We start from the raw sequence: 23,497 nt of genomic DNA on the forward strand, positions 1-23,497 counted from the left end.
AAACCATGGATGATGTTCTCGGTTACGAGGGGAAGTCCGTCGTCGTCACCGGCGCCGCGTCCGGCATGGGGGAGGCGACCGCGCGGATTCTCGTCGACCTCGGCGCCGTCGTCACCGCACTCGACATCAAGCCGACGACCGTACCGGTCGCCCAGAGCCATCAGATCGACCTGCGTGACGCCGCCAGCATCGAGGAGGTCGCGGCCGCCATCGACGGCCCGGTCGACGGGCTCTTCAGTTGCGCGGGCCTGCCCGGACCGCCGTTCAGCGAGTGGGACACCATCCTGGTGAACTTCGTCGGCGCGCGCCATCTGGCGGAGCAGCTGGTGCCCAAGATGCCCAGCGGTTCATCCATCAGCGTGATCTCCTCGTCGGCGGCGATCGGCTGGCAGAACCACATCAAGGTCATCACCGGACTGTTGGAGACGACGGGGTTCGCCGGCGCGGTGCAGTGGCTCGAGGCCAACGAGAAGACATGGTCCTGGAGTGGGTACGCGTACTCGAAGTACGTCATCGACGCGTGGGTGGGCTGGTGGTATCCCGAGTTGGGCAGGCGCGGCATCCGCATCAACTGCATCAATCCCGGTCCCACCGAGACCGCGATGATGCCGGCGTTCCAGGACCTCATGGGCAAGGAGACCGTCGACCAGGCGGTCGGTCCGGTCGGACGGTACTCGAAGCCCGAGGAGCAGGCCTGGCCGCTGGTGTGCCTGGGCAGTCCGCGAATGAGTTACGTCGGGGGAGAGGTGCTCTGGACCGACGGCGGATGGAACGGCGCGATGACCATGGGTCGCCATGAGGCGCAGTGGGCGCAGGACACCGAACTGATCGCGAAGAATAGTTGACGATCAGATGAAGTCGGATCCACCGTCGACGTTGACCGTCGCGCCCGTCACATAGCTGTTGCGCCGCGATGCCAGGTAGGTCGTCGCTGAGGCGATCTCGTCGGGCAATCCCGCACGGCCGATGTCGCAGGGGTGGCCGAACGTCCGCTCCACCCAGGTCATCACGTCGTGCGGGTCGGCCGAATCCAGACCGTCGGCGCCGAGGACGTCCCTGAGGGTTTCGGTGAAACTGGCGGTCACGATGGTGCCCGGACAGACACAGTTGACCAGAATGCCCTCTGGGCCCAGGTGTTTGGACAGGTTCTTGGTGAAACTCGACAGCGCGGCCTTGCTCGCGGTGTAGGCGACCAGTCGCGGGCTCTGCCGCTGGATCGAATGCGCAGACAACGTCACGATGCGGGCCCATTCGGCGGCGCGGAGCATGGGCAGTGCCGCCCGGACCGCACGCACTGCGGACATGGTGCCCAGATCGAAGGCCGCGTGCCAGTCGTCGTCGTCGAGTTCTTCGAAGGTCCCGGCACCGGGACCGACCGTGTGCACCAGGACGTTCAGCTGTCCCCACTGATCCCGCACGCGGTCGAATGCGGACGAGATCGATTCGGGCACAGCCATATCGACCTCAACGGTGAGCACCTCGGGTGCCCCCGCCGCGCGGATCTCACCGGCGGCCGCCTCCAGGGCGTCACGCCCCCGGGCCATGATCGCCACCGCGGCACCGTCGCCGGCCAGGCACTTGGCGATGGCCAGCCCCATGCCCTTACTGCCGCCGGTCACCGCGGCGTGCGCGCCCGCGAGTCCAAGATCCACGCGTTCTCTCCCGTCTTCAAAGGGTTGTCACGAACCCGCACCGCTGATCAACCGGCGCTCGTGCAGGTCCCGGAGCTGTTCGGCCAGATCGGATCGTCTGATCTTGCCTGTCGGCGTGAACGGCAGGGCCTCCTTGGCCGTGATCCAGATGAACTTCGGCACCTTGTACGCCGACAACGTGGTGCGCAACTGGGAGCGCAGTTCCTCACCGTCCAGCGTTGTGCCCGGCCGCGGCACGACGGCGGCCGCGACCACCACGCCGAGTTCACGGTCTTCGACACCCACCACGTAGGACTCGAGGACACCGGGACAATCACTCAGGGCGAGTTCGACTTCGGTCGGGGTGACGTTGGTCCCGCCGCTCGTCTTGATGAGGTCGCCAAGCCTGCCGGTGAAGGTGATCCAGCCATCCGCCGCCTGTACTCCGCAGTCTCCGGTGCGATAGAAGCCGTCTGGTGTGAAGACGTCCTCTCGTTCCTTCCGGTGCATGCGCTGCATCAGCGAGCATCCGCGGACCGCGATCTCACCGGGTACTCCGACAGGGACGGGAAGGCCGGTCTCCGGGTCGACGATGATGTGTTCGAGGCCCTCGATCGACCACCCGCCGGTCTCGCCCCGGTCCACGGATTGCGCGAGATAGGGATCCACACCGATGTGGTTGCCGCACAGCTCCGTCATGCCCAAGGAACTCGGCCCGGTGGGCTGACGGTCGGTGGGCACCATCGCCGGCATGCTGGTACGTCGCACGGAACTGAGATCGCGGCGGGCGAAGTCCGGGTGCGCGGCCAGTGTCTTCCCCTGCTGGGGCCAGCCGAGTGCGATCGTCGCGCGGTGTTTCTCGATGAGTTCGAGCGCGTCGGCCGCGTCGAACGCCGGTTGAGTGACAAGCGTCGCCCCGTGGTGCAGAACCGCATGCAGGCCCGTGATCAGTCCGCCGACCCAGAAGAAGGGCATGGACGTGAACAGCACATCATCCTCTGTGACGACGTAGAGGAATGTCAGGTTGTAGGTGTGCCGCACGAGGGTGCCGTGGGTGTGCACCGGGGCCTTCGGGTCTCCGGTGCTGCCTGAGGTGTAGATGATCATCGCCTCGTCACCAGGAGTGACGCACGCCTCGACCTCGGCCAACAGGTCGATCCCGGCGTACTCGGCGGTGCCGGACGCGTCATCGGACACCCGCGTCACCCAGGGCCGGCCGTCACCGTTCCACACCGCGACCGTGCGCAGATACGGAGCGCCGCGCACGACGATGCCACCCGGCGACTTCTGGTCGGCGAGTCCGGGGAGTGCATCCTCGAGCCGCCGAAGAAAGTCGTGGTTGCGAAAGCTCCGCGCCGTGACGATGGCCTTCAGGTCGGCATGTCGGGCCGCCCAGGCCAGTTCTGCGGCTTGGTGGAAGGTGTTGAGCGGTACCGCCACAGCCCCGATCCGCGTCACAGCGAACCAGACCAGGGCCCACTCGACACTGTTGACCATCAGGATGCCGACGTGGTCGCCCTTGCCCAAGCCCGCGGCCAGAAGTCGTCGTGCCACCGATGCGGAGCGCGTGTCCAGATCGGCGTAGGTCAGTTCCTGCCCATCCGCGATCAGAAAGGGCTTCTCGCCGAAGCGCACCGCGTTCCGCAACAGGGTGGGGACCGTCGGAGTGATGTCCGGTGAGGGCATGGCCTTCGTCGCCTCGCATTCGGTGGCGCTGCGCGGTGCAGGGTGTCGTCCATGCAGGATAGTGGCAATCCGGCCGGATGAGAACAGGCATTCTCGTTGTGGCTCAGGGTTTACAAAAGTAGGCGGAGGTGACATTCTCGCAGGTGCATACAGGTGTTGCCGCAATGGGTTGTGACCATTTCCAGCCGGCGCTCCGCACGCGGCGAAGAGTTGGAGGCGATCATTTCCGTCGACAAGGTGCTCAGCGGTGTCCGTGTCCTGGAGGTGGCCGCCTGGACTTTCGTCCCCTCGGCGGGAGCCGTTCTGGCCGAATGGGGCGCCGAGGTCATCAAGGTGGAGCCTCGCGCTGGCGGGGACCCGCAGCGTGGTCTGGTGACGATGGGCATCGTCGACGAGGGCGGCGGTTCGGTCAACTACATGATCGAGATCCCCAATCGCGGCAAGAAGTCCATCGGTGTGGACCTGCTCACCGAGGGTGGTCAGGAGGTCGTGCACAAGCTCGCCCAGACGTGCGACGTCTTCCTGACGAGCTACCTGCCGAACCGCCGCAGGAGGATGCGGATCGACGTCGACGACATTCGCGCCGTGAACCCCTCCATCGTCTATGTGCGTGGCTCCGGTCACGGGCCCAAGGGGCCGGACGCAGACAAGCCGGGCTACGACGGCGTCTCCTACTGGGCGCGGGGCGGGATCGCCACCGCCCTGACCGAAGGGGCCGACGAGTTGGTGCGCTCCCGGCCGGCGTTCGGTGACCTGCTGGGCGGCATGACGATAGCCGGTGGCATCGCCGCGGCCCTGTACCGGAAGGCGACGACGGGAAAGGGCTCGGTGGTGGACGTCTCCCTGCTCGGGCTGGCCGCGTGGAATCTGAGCCCGGATGTCGCGGTGGGTGAAATCCACGGCGGCAGCGCCGTCCCGAAGTTCGGCCACGCCGATGCCCCGAACCCGCTGGTGGGGACCTACCGCACCAAGGATGGTCGGCACGTCCAGCTGATGATGCTCCAACTGGACAAATTCTTCGCTGAGGCCATGACTGCGATCGGTCTGCCACAGGTGCTGGACGACCCGAGGTTCAGCACGCCGGCGTCGCGGTTCGAGAACAGGTCGATGTTGATCTCGATGATGGATGAGGTGTTCGCGGCGCGCACGCTCTCGGAGTGGCGAAAACAGCTTGCGGGGTTGTCCGGCGCCTGGGGAGTGGTGCAGACACCCGCAGAACTGAGCGCCGACGAGGCTGTGGTCGCCAACGGCTACATCGCCGAGACGACGACCATGAACGGCGCCGGCTTCTCCCTGCCCACCAATCCCGTGCAGTTCGATGAACAGCACGTGGTTCCGCCCGGGGCACCCGAGCATGGCCAGCACACCGAAGAGGTGTTGGCCGACGCCGGTTTCGATTGGGACAGCATCGAGGCGTACAAGGCCTCTGGGGCGATTCTGTGAGTACGCCGGCGCCATCGGCGGTCACGGGCGGTCCCGTCGAGTTCGACCCCTTCTCGTCGGACTTCTTCGACGGTGCCTACGGCACGTACCGGAGGCTGCGCGACGAGGCGCCGGTCTATCACAACGCCAAGTGGGACTTCTGGGCGCTGACGCGCTACGACGATGTCGCCACGGCGACCAGGGACCACGAGACGTACTCATCGGCCAAGGGTGCGACCCTGGACATGGTCAAAGCACATGACAATGCCATTCCGGTGCCCAAGGTGATCATCTCGATGGACCCGCCGGAGCACCAGAAGATGCGCAAACTGGTGAGCAGCGTTTTCACCCCGCGCGCGATCGCCTCGTTGGAGTCCATGGTGCGCGAGAAGATCTCGGAGCGCATCGAGGCACTCGATCCCGCCGGGTTCGATCTCGTCGCGGACTTCTCAGCACTGTTCCCCAACGAGGTCATCACCACCATGCTGGGTGTGCCGAAGGAGGATCGAGACCAGATTCGACGGTGGCTGGATCTGCTGCTTGAGCGGCATCCGGGTGAAATCGCCACCACGCCAGAGGGTTACGAGGCCTCGGTGAACACCGGGGTTTATTACTACAACCTCGTGCGGCAACGGCGCGCCCAACCCCAGGACGACATGATCAGCCGGCTCATCGAGACCGAGGTGGAGCGCGACGGCGGGATCGAGAAACTCTCCGACATCGACATCACCGGGTTCGCCACGATGCTCGGAGGTGCCGGCGCCGAAACCGTGACCAAGCTGATCGGCAACGCGATGGTCGCCTTCGCGGATTTTCCCGACCAATGGCGAAAACTGCGTGAGAAGCCCGCCCTGGTCACCGCGGCCGTCGAGGAGCTTCTGCGCTACGAACCGCCTTCGCAGTACCAGGTCCGCACCGCGACGCGCGATGTCAGCCTGCACGGCGCCACGATTCCCGAGGGCGCCGCGGTTCTGCTGGTGACCGGGTCCGCCACTCGGGACGAGCGGATCTTCGCCGACCCCGACCGGCTCGACATTGAGCGGGAGCGCAGGATGGGATTCAACCTCGCGTTCGGTTATGGAGTGCACAGTTGTCTTGGTGCCGCGCTGGCGCGTATGGAGAGCCGTATCGCGCTGGAGGCGCTGACGAAAGTGCTCCCACGGTTCGAGGTCGACCGCGACGGTCTGCGCCGAGTCGCGATGTCCAACGTCTGCGGTTACGCCAATGTGCCGGTGGTCAGGGTCAGCTGAATCGGCCGCCGTTGCGCGCGTCGGTGTGGAAGCACTCCAGCGCGGCCGGTGCGGTGCCGACCCCGGCGGCGATGAGGGCGTGGCGCTTGAATGCCCGCGCCGCAACGCTGAGCGGGTGCTCGACCAGGCCCTGGGCGGATGCGGGGGCCATCGGCCATTCGGCACCCCACACCGCCACCTGAATGCCACCGCGGCGGCCCGCCGAAGCCCAGTGCCTGCGCACGCGGGCATTGCTCGCCATCAGCTCGGCCGAGACGAAGACGGCCTCGAGGTCTGGTTCTGACGCGTCCAGAAGATCAGCGCGGACACCGGCGCGCACACCCAGAATGTGCAGGGGGAGTTCGTCATCGCCGTCTTCGAGGTGGACGGTCACGGTCCAGCCTGTGCTGGCATGATCGAAGATCAGCCCGCCCGCTCCCGTCACCGCGTCGGCGATATCCGTCGCCAGCACCGCGAGACGGTGCCGTCCTGCACCGGCCCTCGGACGCACGCTCGGGGCGGCCGACCACGGACTCACGGACTGAACCCCACTCGGAAGACTCATGTGATAATGATCGCTTCCAAATATGAGAATGTCCATACTCGCTGCGTGTTGGGTCTACCGGCGGCGGGCTCGGCTTTCAATGAATCCGTTGACGACATATGGACGAACGAAGTCGGCGACTGCCTCGTCATCTTTCATGTCGACCCTCGGCGACGGAGTGGTGAAGAGCGAGAACAGCATCCGGGCGAACCACTCGGTGGCAGTGCCGATGTCGAGGTCGCTGCGGACCTCACCGGTGAGCCGCGCGGCCGCGATGTACGGTGTGAGGAAATCGCCGCACTCCTGAAGCAGCGTGGCGGCGTTCTTCGTCATCATCAAGCTGACTTCGCGCTGATCGAAATACGCCTCCGGCTCGACCACCTGGCGAGCCTGGGTCACAAACACCGCGGCGCGCACCAGTCGGCCCTCCAGAGTGCTGCCACCGTCTCGATCGATCGCCTTGGCCATGTTCCGGTAGAACCGCTGGGACGCAGCCTCCGCGCAGGCCTCCACCACGGATTCCTTGTCCTTGAAGTACTCGTAGAAGGTGCTCCGCGAGACCTCGGCGGCCCGCGCGATGTCGACAATGGTGGTCTTGCGGAGTCCCTGGGTGCGAAAACACAGGAAGGCGGCCGAGATGATCGCCTCTCGGGTGTCGACGTCCGTCTCCTGCGTCATGCTCGGCCACCTCTCTGCTCGGCTGGCCCGGAGGTCAGGGGCCGGGCGGCCATCGCCGCTGAGAATATCCTCAGTGGTCCGGTGAGAGGATGAGGCCACTGGTGGGTACGCCGGTGCCCGAGGTGACCAGCACGTGCTCGACATCGTCGACCTGGTTGTGCGAGGTCCCACGAACCTGGCGCACACCTTCGGTGATGCCGTTGAGACCGTGGATGTAAGCCTCACCGAGCAGACCTCCGTTGGTGTTGATCGGCATGCGGCCTCCCAACGACAGATCGTCGACTGAGACGAAATCCTTGGCCTCACCGCGGCCGCAGAAGCCGAGCTCCTCCAACTGGGTGAAGACGAACGGGGTGAAGTGGTCATAGAGGAAGGCCGTCGAGATGTCCATCGGTTTGAGGCCGGAGTCCCGCCACAACCGGTCGCCGACCAGCCCCATCTCGGGCAGACCCGTGATGTCCTCTCGGTAGTAGCTCGTCATCACCTCGCCGTCATAGGCGGCGCCCTGCGCTGCAGCGGTGATGACGGCCGGTCGCTGCGGCAGATCGCGCGCCCGCTCGACGGAGGTGACAACCATGGCCACGCCGCCGTCGCTCTCCTGGCAGCAGTCCAGGAGGCGCAGGACGGGCTCGACGATCCACCGCGACTGCTGGTGCTGCTCAAGGGTGATCGGCTTGCCGAAGAACCACGCATCCGGATTCCGCGCCGCATGCAAACGGTCGATGACGGCGATCTTGCCGAAGTCGGCGTTGGTGACACCGTAGGCGTTCATGTAGCGCTGGGCGTGCAGGGCGACCCAGCTGGCGGGGGTCATCAGCCCGAACGGCGCATACGGCGCCATCCACAGTGGGGTCACCCCGGGCTGCCGACCGGCACCGCCGAACCGGAACCCCGACCGTTCGTTGAACGCGCGATAGCAGACCACCACCTCGGCCACACCCGTGGCCACGGCCATCGCCGCCTGCATCACGGTGCCGGCCGCGGCACCGCCGCCGTGCGGGACACGCGTGAAGAAGGAGAGGTTCTCGATGCCCACGTTGCGGGCGACCTCGATCTCCTCGTTCTCGTCGACCGTGAAGGTCACCATGCCGTCGACGTCGCTGGGCCGCAGTCCGGCGTCCTCGATTGCGGCCTTGACCGCTTCGCACGCCAACTGCATCTCGCTGCGCCCGGACTCCTTGGAGAACTCGGTCTGGCCGATCCCGACCAACGCCGCGCGCCCGGCCAGCCCGCTCATCCGGTGACCCCGTCGAGCAGACTCAGCACGGCGGTGCCGCTGACATGGTCGCCCAGGCTGTTCGTGCCCTTGAAGGTGACCTCGACCAGCCCCTCGGAGCCCACCGTCGAGGTGGATGTCACAGTGCCGGTGAAGCGCAGCGGATCATTCGGATAGGCGGGGACGCCGAGTCGGATCGACAGTTTCCGGATGAGCGCCTCGGGACCGGCCCAGTCGTGCAGGAACTTCACGCACAGCCCGTTGGTGGTCAGGATGTTGAGGAAGATGTCCTTGGAGCCCTGTGAGTTCGCGAAGTCGCGATCGTGGTGCACCGGCATGTAGTCGCGAGAGGCGATGGCGCCGGCCACAATCAACGTCGTCGTCACAGGCACGTCCAGCGGAGTGACCTCCTGCCCGACGGAGACTGTGTTCCATGCCAGTGTCGTCCGGCTTCTCAGCGTGGTGGTCATCGGACTCCTTCCGAGTAGGTGCCGCCGAGGCGGACCAGTTGCTGGGTCGCCGACCCGAGGGACAGTTCGATCTGCTTGGCCCACAGGAAGTAGCGGGACAAGGGATAGGTGACGTCGATGCCCATACCGCCGTGCACCTGCTGTGCAGTGGCCACCACCCGGGCGCCGGCCTCCGCGGCCCAGAACTTGGCGATCGCGGCGTCCCGATCAGCGGGTCTGCCCTGGGCGATGAGCCACGCGGCATGCCAGGTCGTCCACCGGATCGCCTCGACGTCGATGAACGCATCGGCCATCCGCTGCTGCACGGCCTGAAACGATCCGATCGGCCTGCCGAACTGTTCACGTTGGGCGGTGTAGGCCGCGGCCAGCGACAGTGCCCGCTCGGTCACCCCCAGCTGAAGGGCGCACAGACCGACGAGCGCGCGGCTGTACAACGACCGCACGGCCTCGGCCCCATCCCCATCGCCCAGCCTCTGCGCGGGGGCGCCGACGAGATCGACATCGGCATAGGGCTCCCCGTTGGTGGTGTCGACCGCCTCGAGTCGCACTCCGGGCGCGGTGGATTCGACGAGGAACAGGCCCGGGCCGTTCTCATCGCGTGCCGACACGACGAGCGTCGCGGCCAGCTGGGCCGCGGGTACGAGTTCCTTGGGTCCCTCCAGGCGCCAGACGTCACCGTCACGCTGTGCGGTGGTGCGCGGCGCGGTCGGATCGGAGTTGCCCGGTTCGGACAGCGCCGCAGTCAGGACGGTCTGCCCGGCCACCACGGAGGGCAGATGGCGTCGCCTCTGATCCTCGTCACCGTGGCGCGCGATGGTGTCGGCACCCAGCACCAGCGTCGCGTGGACCGGCACCGGTGCCACGGACCGTCCCGCCTCGGTGAGGAGCGTCGCGACCTCGAGGAAGCCACCTCCGCTGCCACCCACCGACTCAGGAAGCCCCACCCCGAGCAGGTCAGCGTCGGCCAGATCGCTCCACAACGACCCGTCGTGGCGCAGCCCACCAGCTTCGACCTCCGTCAGACGTTCGGGGGTGGCGTGGTGCTCGAACAACTCACGCGCGACCTTGCCGACCGTCTCCTGTTCCTCGCTGAACGAGAAGTCCATGTTCGTCGTCCGTTCGTCAGTTCGCCGGGCGGAATTGATGCAGCACAAGCTCTGTGTTGTCGGTGATGGACTCGAACGTCTCGTAGAACACTTCGACGGGCATGCCGTTCTCGACGGCCTCGGGGTCGACGCCGCAGAGGTTCGACACGATTCGCACGCCCTCCTCGAGGTCGATCAGGGCCACCACGTACGAGTACTGGAGGAACGGCAGCGGGGGGTACTTGGGCATGACGAAGCTGTAGACCGTGCCGCGCCCGCTCGACTCCACCGAATCCCAGTTCAGTGACTGGCATTTCCCGCACATGGGGCGTGGCGGAACGCGCAGCGTTCCGCAGTCTGCACACCGCTGGATGAGCAGCTTCCGGTCCTTGAGCCCGTCCCAGAAGAACGCGGTGTCGGGACTGATCGATGGGGCGAGTCTGGCGGCCATCAGCTTCCCGTCTTGAATCGCAGGGTCCGGAACCGCTGCCGGCCGATCACCTCACCGTGCTGGTCACGGTAGGTGGTCACCCACGTGACGAAGTAACCGGCACCCATTGCGGTCTTCTTCTCGTCGGAGATGGTCTCGAACACCGTCTCTGCCGTGATCTCGTCACCCACCCGCGGGTAACGCTCGATCTCGAACTCGGAGTTCGTCGCGACAGTGCCGGTGTACCCGGCATCGGTGAGGAACTGGAGCGGATTCGCCTTGATCTCCACCGGAACCCCGCCGCGTTCGTGGATGCCGACGAGCTTCGGGGGAGCCATGGTCCATGACTGCAGCATCACCGGAGGCGACACCAGTGCGCCGTGTCGCGACGCCGCGGCGAACTCCGGGTCGAGGTAGGCGGGATTGAGGTCGTCCAGCGCATAGGCCCAATGCCTGATCATCGCGGCATTCACCGGATCCGGGGCCTTGACCGGCTGGTCGGGACTGATCGGCTGGCCGATCAGTGCGTCGAGACGCTCTCGCAGCTCGTCTTTCGTGTCTGTCATGATTCTCCTCAGATCAGGACGCTGTGGCTCGGGTGTCGCGTGGTGCGCGGGGCAGGCCGAGACCGGCCATCGCGATGATGTCGCGTTGCAGTTCGTTGGCACCGCCGCCGAAGGTGTTGATCACCGCGAGGCGGTAGGCGCTCTCCAACTCGCCACCCAGCGGCGCATCGCGGCCCTTGCGGGCGCCGGCGGCGCCCACCACGTCGAGCAGCTCGCGAGCCACCTGCTGGGTGAGTTCGGTGCCGAACACCTTCGCCGCCGATGCCTGGCCCATACCGACTGCGCCGGAGCTCATTTCGGCATTGACCCGGAGATTGAGCAGGCGATATGCCGCGACCTGAGCCTCGACTCTGGCCAGCGCGTGCTGAACCCAGGGCTGGTCGATCACCCGACCGCCGTCGAGCGGGGTCGATCGTGCCCAGTCGAGTGTCTTCTGGAACAGCGGCTCCAACGCCCCCAGGTTGCCCAGGGCGGCGCGTTCGAGATTCAACTGATTGGTGACCAGCGTCCAGCCCTGGTTCTCACCGAGCACGACGGCCGAGGCCGGGACGCGGACGTCGTCGTAGAAGGTGTAATACGTCGAGACCCCCGGCATGGTGTGCAGTGGCTTCCAGGAGAATCCCGGGGCGGAGGTGGGAACGATGAAAACCGTGATTCCCTTGTGTTTCTTGGACTCCGGGTCGGTGCGTGCCGCGAGCCAGATGTAGTCGGCGTACTCCGCTCCGCTGGTGAACATCTTCGAACCGTTGATGACGTACTCGTCGCCGACACGCACGGCCGTGGTCCGCAACGACGCGAGGTCACTGCCCGCTCCGGGCTCGGAGTATCCAATGGCGAAATCGATCTCGCCCCGCAGTATCGCAGGCAGAAACTCATTCTTCTGCGCCTCGGTGCCGTACTGGATGAGAGTGGGGCCCACCGTGTTCAGCGTGATCATCGGAAGCGGCGCGTGCACTCGGCGCGCCTCTTCGTTGAAGATGTACTGCTCCAATGCGGTGAGCCCGCTTCCGCCGTACTCCTTGGGCCATGCGACGCCGAGGAGTCCGGCCGCACCGAGTGCACGCCTGCACTCCGACACGGACTCGCCGCCCTCCATGAGTCCCGCGACCGCCGCGCGCCGCTGCGGTGTCATGACCGCCTCCAGGCGTTCGCGATACTGAAGACGCAGCTGCTGTTGTTCGGGGGTGTAGTCGAAATCCATCAGATTCCTGCGTTCAGTCGGACCGGCATCTTCTTGACTCCCGGGACCATGGTCGCGCGCAGACGCGTCACATCGCCGGCGAGCTCAATCGAGGGATAGGTGCCCAACAGCACCTCGAACATGACCTGGGCTTCGAGACGAGCCAGTTGGGCACCGAGGCAGGCGTGTTCACCCGCGCCGAAGGCGATGTGCGGGTTGGGGTTACGGGTGATGTCGAACTCCTCGGCGGAGTCGCCGAAGATGTCCCTGTCGCGGTTGGCCGCTCCGTAGAGCATGACCACGGTGTCGCCGGCCTTCAGCCGCTGCCCACGGATCTCGACGTCCTCGGTGACACTGCGCGCCATGTGGGTGACGGGGCTGGTGTAACGCAGCATCTCCTCGATGGCGCTGGGCAGCAGCGCCGGATTGGAGCGGAGCAGAGCGAACTGCTCGGGATGCTCGATCAACGCGAGTGTGCCCAGAGCGATCAGGTTTCTGGTGGTCTCATTTCCTGCCACCAACAGCAGGAAGGAGAAGTTCAGCAGGTCCTCATCGCTGAGCCGCTCGCCGTCCACCTCGGCATTGGCCAGGATCGTCAAGATGTCATCGCGACCGTCGACGGCTCCCGATCGTCGATCGGCGATGAGGGACGTGAAGTACTCGTAGAGTTCGCCGAGGGCGGCCAGGTGGTCCATTTCGATCTCGGGGTCAGCTGTTCCGACCGCGGCATCGGACCAGGTGCGGAACCGTTCCCAGTCTTCGGCTGGCGCGCCGAGCATCTCGGCGATGATCCGGGTCGGCAGGGGAGCGGCGATCTCCTCGGCGAACTCGTAGACCCGAGACGGGTTGACGCCGTCGACGATCCCCTTGACGATCTCGCGGACCTTGGGCTCCAGCAGCGTGACCTGGCGCCGCGTGAAACCCGAGTTGATCAGCTTTCGCAGCTGACGGTGGCGGGGCGGGTCGGTGAAGATCAGATTGCCCTCTTGGACGGGTTCGGGCTGAGTGGGATCGGGAATGGTGATGCCGCGCGTCGAGGAGAACAGCGTGGGGTGTCCCGAGACGAACCGGATGTCCTCGTACTTGAGCAGCGCCCAGAACTGTGTGACCTCGTTCCAGACCACCGGGGTGGTCTCACGAAGCTCCCGGTAGGCCGGGAACGGGTCGCCGGCATAGAAGTCCGGTGAATGCAACGGGACGGTGGTGGTGGGCATCGCGGCCTTCCTCGACACCTTCGGGGATGGACTGATCGGACAGATCAGACCCAGGTGTACGACAAGTTCAGTGTCTACCGGACCCCTGTCGCACTGTCAATCATCATTTGAGCAGCTAGATGGGCATAGCCATTGACGCCTCGGATACGACAGGTGTACACACAGACTCAATCTGTTGGACGACGGCAGTGAGAAAGGCAGAGCCCAACGATGCCTCAGACCCGCCCACCTCTGGACCTTCATCGGCACTACATCGGGGGGCGCTGGATCGAGCCCGACATCGGCCGCTACGACGTCGTCAACCCCGCCACCGAAGAGGTGATCGCGTCCGCACCGGACGCCAGCGTGCAGCAGGTCGAGTCGGCCATTGGGGCAGCCCGCACCGCGTTCGACTCCGGGTGCTGGTCGGACGCACCAGCGTCGGAGCGGGCACGCTGCCTGCAACAGCTGAGCGACGCCCTGCTGGCGGGGGCGGACCGGATCTACGCCCTGGCCCAGGCCGAGTGGGGGTGTACCGGCAACGAGAGACTGATCCAGATCGAGGGTCCCGCGTTCATGGTCGGACACGCCGCTGAGCTGGCCCGAGAACCCGCAGAGGCGCCGATGGACGCCTGGGGTGCGGCCGGGTCGACCCTCCTGCGGTACGAACCGCTGGGGGTGGTCTCCATCCTGACCCCGTGGAACTTCCCCCACACCCTCAACTCGATGAAGGTCGGTGCGGCTCTCGCCGCGGGAAACACAGTGGTGCTCAAGCCTTCTCCGTTGACACCTTTGGCCGGCCTGGAGCTCGCACGCATCATCGACGAGGAGACCGACATCCCGCCGGGTGTCGTCAACGTGGTGACCCCCAGTGGCGTGGCGGCCAGCCGGGTCCTGACAACGGACCCGCGCGTGGACATGGTCAGCTTCACGGGAAGCTCATCGGTCGGACGCGACGTCATGGCGGGCGCGGCCGCGAGCATGAAGCGCCTGCTGCTCGAGTGCGGCGGCAAGTCCGCGAGCGTTGTCCTCGATGACGCCGACCTCACCGACGAACTCCTGCAGCGACTGCTGTTCGAGGGTTGCACGCTGCATGCTGGACAGGCGTGCATTCTCAACAGCCGTCTGCTGCTGCCTGATTCGGTACACGACGACGTCGTGAGCCGATTGGCGGAATTGGCACGCCAGGTCCGGGTCGGCGACCCGACCGACGAGCAGGTCACCATGGGTCCGCTGATCAGCCCGGAGCACGCCGCTCGGGTCGAGAGCTTCGTGGCCCATGCCGAGCGGGACGGAGCCACCGTGGTCACCGGTGGTCGCCGCCCCAAGAACCTGCGCTCAGGATTCTTCTTCGAACCGACGATCCTGACGGGAGCCGCACCGAGCTCCTTCATCGCGCAGGAGGAGGTCTTCGGCCCTGTGCTGACCGTGCTGCGCTATCGGAGTGACGACGAAGCGGTGAGTATCGCCAACAACTCGGCCTACGGTCTGGGCGGCGCGGTCTGGGGGGCCGATGTGGAGCGGGCGCTGGACGTAGCCCGCAGAATGCGCACCGGGCAGGTGTCGATCAACGGGACCATCGCCGGCGCGGCGCCCTTCGGGGGATTCAAACAGAGCGGCATCGGCCGAGAGGGCGGGCTGATGGGCATGCGGGCCTATATGGAGCCCAAGGCGATCGGCGTGCCGGCATGAGCGGTCCGCTGCACGGCCTGCGGGTCGTGGAGCTCGCCAGCGACATCGCCGGTCCGTACTGCACCAAGCTCCTCGTCGATCTCGGTGCCGAAGTGCACAAGGTGGAGGCCGGCAGCGGAGATCCGCTGCGGCGGTGGGGGCCGTTCCCCCCGGACGGCGCCAACCCCGGGTACGGCGGGCTGTTCGCCTATCTGAACGCCGGAAAGACCGGTCACACACTCGATCTGACATCGCGCAGCGGAGTCGACGCACTCCACGCCCTGATCGCCGACGCCGATCTGCTCGTGGAGGACCTTCCACCGCACGGCCCCGAACGCCGACGGTGGGGGCTCGACACCGAAACGCTGCAGACGCTCAACCCGCGTCTGACCGTGGTCAGGATCTCCGACTTCGGCCAGACCGGGCCCACGACCGACCGCCGGACGACGCCTCTGACGCTGCAGGCGGCGTCGGGATGGGTCAGTCACCGCGAACCCGACCGGCCACCGGTTCAGGCCGGAGCGCGCATCCCCGAGTACATCGCCGGCGCCTACGCGGCGCTCGGCGGACTCACCGCACTGCGGGTGGCCGATGCCGATGCCCAGCGCATCGTCGAGGTGGACGTCTCGACGCATGAGGCGATGATCGCCACACTGCCGTACCCGATGCTGCTCGCCGAACGCCTGCGACAGCTCGGACTTCCGACCAACGCCCGCGCCGCGCCGATGCTCGGCATCGTGCGCGCGTCGGACGGGTGGATCGGGATCAACTGTCTCACCGGCCAACACTGGCTCGACGTGTGCGCCATGGTGGGCCTGCCTGAGTTCGGTGAACATCAGATCGCCATCATGCTCGGGGGCCCGGAGCGAGACGAGTTCTTCGCCAAGGCCCAGCCGTGGCTCGAGTCGATGAGTGTGGCCGACCTCGTCGAACTCAGCCAGGCGATGCGGATACCGGCCGCGCCCGTCACGGACGGGGCGACCGTTCTGGACTGCCCGCAGTACCGTGACCGCGGGTTCTTCGTGCAGGCCGGATCCGAGACCGACCCCGAATCGGTGCGGTTCCTGCGGCCGGGTGCGCCGTTCCGGCTCTCTCGAACCCCCGTGGCGATTCCCGGTGCGCCACCGCGTCTCGGCGGGGATCACAGCGCCGGCTGGCGCGAGCGCCCTGAATGCAGGGCGGTCCCGGGCGGAGACATGACGCTTCCGTTCGCGGGCCTGAAAGTGTTCGACCTCAGCACGTTCTGGGCGGGCGCGTACCTGACCTGCTATCTCGGGGCGTTCGGCGCCGATGTGGTGAAGGTCGAGTCCATTCAACGGCCCGACTCCCACCGCTACTCCGGATCTCTGCTGCGCGACGGCGACGACTGGTACGAGCGCGGGCCACTGTGGCAGGGCACCAATCTCAACAAGCGTGACCTGACCCTGGATCTGACCTCCGAGCCAGGGCGTGCCCTCGCGCGACAACTGGTCGCCGAGGCCGACATCGTGGTCGAGAACTTCTCACCCCGCGTCGTCGAACAGTTCGGGCTCGACTACGACTCGGTGGCAGCGATCAACCCCGGCGTCATCATGGTGCGCATGCCCGGATTCGGACTCGAGGGCCCCTGGCGCGACTACGTGGGGTGGGCACTCAACATCGAGCAGCTCTCCGGGATGTCCGCGTGCACCGGGTATCCCGACGGTCCGCCCTGCAATCTGCAGGGTCCAGCCGATCCCCTCGCCGGCGTGCACGCCACCGTCGCGCTTCTTGCGGCGCTGGAACATCGAGACCGCACCGGCGAGGGACAGCTGATCGAGGTTGCACAGATCGAGGTCGGTGCCGCGGTCACCGCCGAACCCGTGATCGAGCATTCGATGACCGGCAGGGTCCGTGGGCGGGAGGGCAACCGCCATCGTCGTTTCGCCCAGGGCGTGTACGCCACCGGCCAACCCGACGAGTGGGTGGCCATCTCGGTCCGTGACGACGCTGACTGGACCGCCCTGTCGGAGGCGATGGAACACCCCGAACTGGCGGGCGACGTCCGGTTCGCCACGTGGCGGGACCGACTCGACCACCACGACGGCTTCGACGCCGTGGTCTCGGCCTGGACGTCATCCCGGGCCCCCGACGACATCGTCGGCGCGCTGACGACGCGCGGCGTGCCGGCCGAACGCGTGCTGACGCCAGACCGGATGTACGACCTGGACCAACTCGATGCCCGGGGATTCTACGAGGAGGTCGAACATCCAATCACCGGACGGCATCGCTTCCCGGGGTGGCCTTTTCGCATCACCCCGGGACCGTTGCGGCACCATCTGGGACCACCACCGACCCTCGGCCAGCACAACGCCGAGATCCTTGCGGAGTTGGGCCTGACCGCCGAGGACATCGCGGCGCTTCGGGAGCAGCAGGTCATCGGCGACCGTCTGCTGAATGCCTGAGCGGCGCCGTTCGGCGTATGGGCGATTGGGATCGTGTGAAAACACCTATTTACAGAATGCGGCAACTCACGCTCTCGACATCTGGGAGGATGGGTTCGCGGGGGCGAGGGGATGGATGGAATGGCAGCCGAAGCGGTCTTCCGGCTCCGGGGGAGAAGCACTGAGTGCGCGGAAGAGACTGACCTGCAGTTGTTTCCGAGCGAAATGCGTGACCGTGGCTGACGGCTGGCGGCGATGACCAGGCACTTGGGGCCAGGACCGATCCACCGGTCCGAGACCGCGAGCGCCGCGAGCCCGCTGGCCGCCTCGGCCGGGCGGCATTTCGGGGTGGCCAGCCTCGCGCGGCCCGTCACCGGAGTGTCCACCGTCCTGCTGGTCGCAGCGACCGTCGCCGTCGCGGTGGGCCTGTTCAACGGCAGCTTCAGCAGCACCGTGCCCCTCACGGTGATCTCTGAGCGAAGCGGTCTGGTGATGAACCCCGACGCCAAGGTGAAGATGCGCGGCGTCCAGGTCGGCACCGTCTCATCGATTGAGTATCGCCCCGACGGCACCGCGGCGCTGCACTTGGCGATCAAACCCGCTGAGCTGCGCAATATTCCGGAGAACGTGGTGGTCGACATCGCCTCCAGCACGGTCTTCGGCGCCAAGTACGTCCAACTCTCGCCTCCATCGGAGACGCCGCCGGCGGAGCCCGTACGGCCGGGCCAGGAGTTGGTCGGCCAGAACGTGACGGTCGAGACCAACACCGTGTTCGAGCAGCTGACCCGGATCTTGGACAGTCTCGAGCCGACCAAGGTCAATGCGATCCTGTCCACCCTGTCGCGCGCGGCCAGCGGCCGGGGCGCCCAGATGGGGCAGACGCTGAGCGACCTGAATGCCGCCATGGCCACGCTGGAACCGGGACTGCCCAATCTCAGCCGAGACATCGACATGCTGCCCGCGACCCTGGGCGCCTACGCCGACGCCGCGCCCGATCTGATGCACGCTCTCGACAACGCCACCGTCATGAGCCGAACCCTGGTCGCACAACAGGACGATCTCGACGCGCTGCTGATCGGCGCGATCGGCCTGGCGCACATCGGCGACGACGTTCTGACGACCAACGGAGGCCCCCTGCGCGACGTCGTTCATCTGCTGGTGCCCACCACCGACATGCTCAGCCGCAATGAGGAGCTGCTCGGTTGCACCTTGAAGGGGATGGTGCCCCTGACGAAGGGACCGCCGCTGCCCGAACCGGGTGTGTACACGCTCGCCGGTCTGAAGCCGGGGATCGAGCGGTACCGATATCCCCGGCACCTGCCCAAGGTCAACGCGACCGCCAAACCGGGACTGTGCCAGCTGCTCGGCCTGCCCCTGCTGAAACCTCAGGAGGTTCCGCCCTTCGTGGTGACCGACGTCGGAGCCAATCCGTGGGAATACGGCAATCAGGGCATCCTGCTGAACTCCGACGGGCTCAAGCAGGCGCTGTTCGGACCCGTCGACGGCCCGCCGCGCAACGGAGCTCAGATCGGGATGCCGGGATGAACCGGACCACGCCGATCAAGCTGGCGGTCTTCGTCACGGTCATGGTCATTCTGACCGCGACCCTGCTGATGGTGTTCGGCAACTACCGCGGCGGCGACACCGTGGAACGGTCGGCGGTGTTCACCGACACCTCGAGGCTGAAGAGCGGTGACAGCGTGCGGGTGGCGGGCATCGTCGTGGGCAGTGTCACGGGCATTCGTCTTCAACCCGACCACACTGTGGTCGTGCGCTTCGACGTCGACCGTGACATCGTGCTGACCACCGGCACGCGGGCGGTCGTGAGATATCTCAACCTCGTCGGTGACCGCTTCCTGGAACTTCAGGACGGCCCGGGCTCCTCCGAACCGCAACCGGCCGGGACACCGATTCCGCTCACCCGCACCGAACCGGCTCTCGACCTCGACCTCCTGCTCGGCGGACTCAAACCGGTGCTCCGCGCCCTCAACGCCGACGACGTGAACGCCTTCAGTGCCGCGTTGGTCCAGATCCTGCAGGGCCAGGAGGGCACCGTGGAGTCACTGTTTCTGCGCACGTCGTCGTTCACTCAGGCCATCGCCGACAACGGCGAGGTCGTCCAGCGTGTGATCGACAGGCTCAACACGGTGACGGGGACACTGTCGGAGAACGGCCAACAGTTCTCCGAGGCGGTCGATCGGCTTCAGCACCTTGTCAGTGGTCTTGCCGCGGAACGGGATCCGATCGCCGACGCGATCGAGCAGCTGGCGACCGGCACCGCCACGGTGGCCGACCTTCTCACCGGCGCCAGACCGCCGCTGGCGGGGACTGTCGACCAACTGGCTCGCGTTGCACCGCTGCTCGACGAGGGCAGGGACACAATGGATGTCGCCCTGCAGAAGGCGCCGCGCAACTATCGCAAGCTCGTCAGGATCGGTTCATACGGGAGCTTCATCAACTACTACTTCTGTGCAGCGACGCTCCGGCTCACAGATCTGCAGGGGCGGACGGTCGTCAGCCCCTGGATCCGTAACCCCGGCGGACGCTGCGGGGAGCCCTGATGCTCAAGTACCGCCGCGCCGGCATCGCCAAGATGGGTTTCCTCGGAACCGTTCTCGTCCTGCTCGTGATCGTCGTCGGCTTGAACCCGGAGCGGCTGGAATCCTGGGCCGGCGACGTGCGTTACCGCGCATTGTTCGTCGAGGCGGCCGGGCTGGCGGCCGGCGGCGACGTCACCCTGTCCGGGACCACGGTGGGCACCGTCACCGCGGTCTCTCTGGTCAAAGGGGTCGCCGAGGTCACCATGGCGATCGACTCGACTGTCCGACTGGGCGATCAGACCACGGCCCACATCCGCACGGGCACCCTCCTGGGTGAACGTGTGGTCACGCTGTCCTCTGACGGCGACGGACCTCTGCGACCGAATGCCGTCATTCCCGTGAGCCGCACCTCGTCGCCGTACTCGCTGACCACCGCGGTGGACGACTTCACCACGAACACTCAAGGCACCGACACGGCGCAGTTGAGTCAGTCGGTGGACGCTCTCGCGCTCACTCTGGATCGCATCGCACCGCAGGTCGGCCCGACGCTGGACGGGCTGACCCGGTTGTCCCGGTCGCTCAACGAGCGGGACGGGCACCTTCGAACCCTGCTGCAGAGGGCCGCCACTGTGACCGAGTTGGTCTCCGAGCGCAGTCAACAGGTCAATCAGCTGATCCTTGACGGGAGTCAGCTGCTGGCGGTGCTCACCGAGCGGCGCCAGGAGATCGTGAGGTTCCTCGCCGCCACGTCGGCGGTCTCGCGCGAACTGACCGCGCTGGTGGCCGACAACGAGGAGCAGCTGGCCCCGGCCCTGGAGCGGCTGAACTCCGTGACCGCGATGTTGGAGAAGAATCGCGACAACATCGCAAAGGCCATTCCGGGGTTGGCGAAATTCCAACTCACGCAGGGCGAGACGGTGTCCAACGGGTTCTATTACACGGCCAACATCCCCAATCTGCTTCCCGGACAGCTGCTGCAGCCCTTCCTCGACTACAGCTTCGGGTTCCGGCGCGGAACCGACGCGGGCCAACCGCCCGACAACGCGGGCCCGCGTGCGGAACTGCCCTGGCCGGTCAACGGCATCCCTGGGGGCTCACGATGACCGGCCGGGCCCTCACCCGGCTGACAGTCGCAGTGGCGCTTGTCGTGTTCGCAGCCACGGCGACCGCGCTGCTGGTGAGCGGAGGTCTGTTCGGCGACAACCGGATCACCGCCTACTTTTCGAGCGCGACCGGGATCTACGCGGGAGATGAGGTTCGGGTCGCGGGCGTCAAGGTCGGCACCATCGAGGAGATCCACGCAGAACCCGATCGCGTGCGGATGACCTTGTCGGTGCGTCGTGAGGTGCCTGTCCCCGCCGATGCCCGCGCGGTGATCGTGCCCCAGAACCTCATCTCGGCCCGTTACGTCCAGCTGGCCCCGGCGTATGTCGACACCGGCCCCGTGTTGGCCGACGGCGCGGTGATCCCCCTCGAACGCACGGCGGTCCCAGTGGAGTGGGACGAGGTCAAAACCCAGTTGATGCGGCTGGTCACCGACCTCGGCCCAGACCGTGATCTCTCCACCAGCGCAGCCGGCCGGCTCATCGACAGCATGGCCGGTGCGATGGGCGGCAACGGAGCCACACTGCGGCAGACGCTGGCGGACCTGTCCGCGGCGGCGCGGATCTTCGCCGACGGCAGCGGAGACATCACCGACGTGGTCCGCAATCTGGAGTCGTTCGTGAGTGCGCTGCGGGATTCGAATGTCGCGATCGTGCAGTTCGAGAATCAGTTCGCGACGCTCACCTCCGTTCTCAACGGGGCCAGGTCCGACCTCGACGCCGCACTGAGCGATGTCGCGGTTGCCGTGGGGGAGGTCCAGCGCTTCGTCGCGGGCACCCGAGACCAGACGGCCGAGCAGGTGCAGCGACTGGCGAACGTGACGCAGACTCTGGTGGACCATCGGATCGACCTGGAGAATCTCCTGCACGGTGCGCCCACGGCCTTCGCAAACTTCTACAACATGTACAACCCCGACTCAGGTGCTGTCGCAGGGGCGTTCGCGCTGCACAACTTCTCAAATCCGATGCAGTTCGTCTGCTCGGCCATCGGGTCGGTGTACAACGCCACCGCGCCGGAGACCGCGAAGCTGTGTGCGCAGTACCTCGGCCCCGCGCTCAGCACAATGGATTTCAATTACCTGCCGTTCCCCGTCAATCCGTTCCTGGCGCCGTCGGCGAGCCCGGAGAACATCGTCTACTCGCCGCCCGGGCTCGATCCGGCCGTCGGCGGGCCGCCGCCCCCGGCAGAGCAGCCCCCGGCGGTCTCGGCGTATCCCGACGCGGTCGACGGCCGTGTGCTGCCGCCGTCCGGGCCGGAGGGGACGCCGCATCCATGATCAGCCACCGCATCATCGCCCTGATCGTCAGCACCGCCGTGCTGACCGCGGGATGCTCGTTCGGCGGGCCGAACTCGGTCCCGCTGCCGGGCACCGTCGGGCGCGGTCCGGGCGCCCAGCTGTTCCACGTCGAGATCGCCAATGTGGGGACTCTCGAACCCAATTCGCCCGTGCTGATCGACGACGTCGTGGTCGGCACGATCGGTTCGATGACGGTGGCGGGATGGCACGCCCGGGTTGACGTGTGGGTGAAGCCAGACGTTCCGGTTCCGGCGAACACGGTCGCCACGGTCGGCCAGACCAGCCTGCTGGGATCGATGCATCTGGCACTGAACCCACCCCCCGGGGAGCCACCTCGGGGCCGCCTCGAGTCGGGCGCCACGATCGGACTGAACGCGACGTCGACCTACCCGTCGACCGAACAGACGCTGTCCTCGTTGTCGGCGCTGGTCAACGGTGGGGGGCTGGGCCAGATCGGGGACGTCCTGAGCAACGCCGCCGAGGCGGTCACCGGTCGTGCGGACGACATCCGCGAACTGCTGACCCGACTCAACGACATCGTCACCCGGCTCGACGACCAGCGTGACGAGGTGATCGGCTCCATCCGAGATCTCGACCGGCTCAGCGCAACACTGGCCGGTCAGGAGGATGTTCTCGACCGGGCGCTGAAGGAGATCCCGCCGGCCCTGGAGGTGCTGGTCGCTCAGCGACCCAACATCACGGCGGCGCTGCGCTCCCTGGGCGAGTTCAGCAGAACCGCAACCGGTGTCGTCGCCGACATCCACGATGACCTGATCACCAACCTCAAGAACCTCGAACCCACGTTGCGGGTCCTCGCCGACGTCGGGCCCGACCTCGGGAGTGTGCTCGCATACCTGCCCACGTACCCGCTGACTCAGGACATCATCGACCGCGGGGTGCGCGGCGACTACATGAACCTGTTCGCCGTGATCGACCTCACGGTTCCCCGGCTGAAGCGAACTTCCCTGCTGGGCACACGATTCGGCGTCCCACGTTTCCCGCTCGAGGGTGCTCCAGGAGACCCGTGGTATGCCAACTACACCTATGACCCGCTCGGGGTGCCGGTCGTGCCGGTTCCACCCGCGACGCCGCCCGAGGTGCCCGCAGCCGATCCCGCTGTGCCACCTCCCGCCCTGCCCGCTGTGTCACCTCC

21 protein-coding genes are annotated in these 23,497 nt (G+C 66.6%); 10 read left to right on the forward strand and 11 right to left on the reverse strand.

What is annotated here, in order from left to right; genetic code table 11:
- Positions 1-5 precede the first annotated feature (5 nt).
- On the forward strand, positions 6-845 hold the full coding sequence (locus A5727_RS12790; RefSeq protein ID WP_068249586.1) for an SDR family oxidoreductase: 840 nt from the start codon (positions 6-8) through the stop codon (positions 843-845).
- A gap of 3 nt (positions 846-848) precedes the next feature.
- On the opposite strand, the gene A5727_RS12795 is transcribed toward A5727_RS12790, so the two are convergent.
- Positions 849-1,652: an SDR family NAD(P)-dependent oxidoreductase gene (locus A5727_RS12795; protein WP_068249588.1), complete on the reverse strand. Its 804-nt coding sequence runs from the start codon at positions 1,650-1,652 to the stop codon at positions 849-851.
- Positions 1,653-1,679: 27 nt separating this feature from the next.
- Complete coding sequence (locus A5727_RS12800) at positions 1,680-3,317, reverse strand: class I adenylate-forming enzyme family protein (RefSeq protein WP_068249590.1); 1,638 nt, start codon at positions 3,315-3,317, stop codon at positions 1,680-1,682.
- Between the two features lie 210 nt (positions 3,318-3,527).
- Between A5727_RS12800 and A5727_RS12805 the strand changes: the two genes are divergently transcribed.
- Positions 3,528-4,760 (forward strand): CaiB/BaiF CoA transferase family protein, encoded by a 1,233-nt coding sequence (locus tag A5727_RS12805; RefSeq protein ID WP_068249592.1) that lies wholly within the window; start codon positions 3,528-3,530, stop codon positions 4,758-4,760.
- Entirely contained in the window at positions 4,757-5,989 is a 1,233-nt protein-coding gene (locus tag A5727_RS12810) for a cytochrome P450 (protein ID WP_068249593.1), read from the forward strand. Before A5727_RS12805 ends, A5727_RS12810 begins: the two co-directional genes overlap by 4 nt.
- On the opposite strand, the gene A5727_RS12815 is transcribed toward A5727_RS12810, so the two are convergent.
- From A5727_RS12815 to A5727_RS12855, 9 genes are all read right to left on the reverse strand, one after another.
- Entirely contained in the window at positions 5,982-6,440 is a 459-nt protein-coding gene (locus A5727_RS12815; RefSeq protein WP_068249595.1) for a hypothetical protein, read from the reverse strand. The two genes, A5727_RS12810 and A5727_RS12815, sit on opposite strands and share 8 nt — an antisense overlap.
- A 147-nt stretch (positions 6,441-6,587) precedes the next feature.
- Positions 6,588-7,190 (reverse strand): TetR/AcrR family transcriptional regulator, encoded by a 603-nt coding sequence (locus tag A5727_RS12820; RefSeq protein ID WP_068249597.1) that lies wholly within the window; start codon positions 7,188-7,190, stop codon positions 6,588-6,590.
- Between the two features lie 70 nt (positions 7,191-7,260).
- Entirely contained in the window at positions 7,261-8,427 is a 1,167-nt protein-coding gene (locus A5727_RS12825; protein ID WP_068249599.1) for a lipid-transfer protein, read from the reverse strand.
- Entirely contained in the window at positions 8,424-8,876 is a 453-nt protein-coding gene (locus A5727_RS12830) for a MaoC/PaaZ C-terminal domain-containing protein (RefSeq protein ID WP_068249601.1), read from the reverse strand. Before A5727_RS12830 ends, A5727_RS12825 begins: the two co-directional genes overlap by 4 nt.
- A complete protein-coding gene (locus A5727_RS12835) occupies positions 8,873-9,982 on the reverse strand; it encodes an acyl-CoA dehydrogenase family protein (protein ID WP_068249602.1) in 1,110 nt (369 codons plus the stop codon). Before A5727_RS12835 ends, A5727_RS12830 begins: the two co-directional genes overlap by 4 nt.
- Before the next feature lie 16 nt (positions 9,983-9,998).
- Positions 9,999-10,412: a Zn-ribbon domain-containing OB-fold protein gene (locus tag A5727_RS12840; RefSeq protein ID WP_068249604.1), complete on the reverse strand. Its 414-nt coding sequence runs from the start codon at positions 10,410-10,412 to the stop codon at positions 9,999-10,001.
- On the reverse strand, positions 10,412-10,957 hold the full coding sequence (locus A5727_RS12845) for an FAS1-like dehydratase domain-containing protein (protein WP_068249607.1): 546 nt from the start codon (positions 10,955-10,957) through the stop codon (positions 10,412-10,414). The genes A5727_RS12840 and A5727_RS12845 overlap by 1 nt, the downstream gene beginning before the upstream one ends.
- Positions 10,958-10,970: 13 nt before the next feature.
- Positions 10,971-12,158, reverse strand: coding sequence for an acyl-CoA dehydrogenase family protein (locus A5727_RS12850; protein ID WP_068249609.1), 1,188 nt, complete (start codon positions 12,156-12,158; stop codon positions 10,971-10,973).
- Positions 12,158-13,351: a cytochrome P450 gene (locus A5727_RS12855; protein ID WP_068249611.1), complete on the reverse strand. Its 1,194-nt coding sequence runs from the start codon at positions 13,349-13,351 to the stop codon at positions 12,158-12,160. The genes A5727_RS12850 and A5727_RS12855 overlap by 1 nt, the downstream gene beginning before the upstream one ends.
- A 210-nt stretch (positions 13,352-13,561) precedes the next feature.
- Between A5727_RS12855 and A5727_RS12860 the strand changes: the two genes are divergently transcribed.
- From A5727_RS12860 to A5727_RS12890, 7 genes are all read left to right on the forward strand, one after another.
- A complete protein-coding gene (locus A5727_RS12860; protein WP_068249613.1) occupies positions 13,562-15,022 on the forward strand; it encodes an aldehyde dehydrogenase family protein in 1,461 nt (486 codons plus the stop codon).
- A complete protein-coding gene (locus A5727_RS12865) occupies positions 15,019-17,424 on the forward strand; it encodes a CaiB/BaiF CoA transferase family protein (RefSeq protein ID WP_068249617.1) in 2,406 nt (801 codons plus the stop codon). Before A5727_RS12860 ends, A5727_RS12865 begins: the two co-directional genes overlap by 4 nt.
- Positions 17,425-17,658: 234 nt before the next feature.
- Positions 17,659-18,948, forward strand: coding sequence for an MCE family protein (locus A5727_RS12870; protein ID WP_068249619.1), 1,290 nt, complete (start codon positions 17,659-17,661; stop codon positions 18,946-18,948).
- Complete coding sequence (locus tag A5727_RS12875; RefSeq protein WP_068249621.1) at positions 18,945-19,964, forward strand: MCE family protein; 1,020 nt, start codon at positions 18,945-18,947, stop codon at positions 19,962-19,964. The genes A5727_RS12870 and A5727_RS12875 overlap by 4 nt, the downstream gene beginning before the upstream one ends.
- Complete coding sequence (locus A5727_RS12880; protein ID WP_068249623.1) at positions 19,964-21,046, forward strand: MCE family protein; 1,083 nt, start codon at positions 19,964-19,966, stop codon at positions 21,044-21,046. Before A5727_RS12875 ends, A5727_RS12880 begins: the two co-directional genes overlap by 1 nt.
- A complete protein-coding gene (locus tag A5727_RS12885; RefSeq protein WP_082949773.1) occupies positions 21,043-22,323 on the forward strand; it encodes an MCE family protein in 1,281 nt (426 codons plus the stop codon). The genes A5727_RS12880 and A5727_RS12885 overlap by 4 nt, the downstream gene beginning before the upstream one ends.
- On the forward strand, positions 22,320-23,497 hold a 1,178-nt coding region (locus tag A5727_RS12890), incomplete at its 3' end, for an MCE family protein (protein ID WP_068249625.1). The genes A5727_RS12885 and A5727_RS12890, both read left to right, overlap by 4 nt.

The sequence above is a fragment of the Mycobacterium sp. ACS4331 genome (assembly GCF_001667265.1).
In the GTDB taxonomy this organism is placed as follows: Bacteria; Actinomycetota; Actinomycetes; order Mycobacteriales; family Mycobacteriaceae; genus Mycobacterium.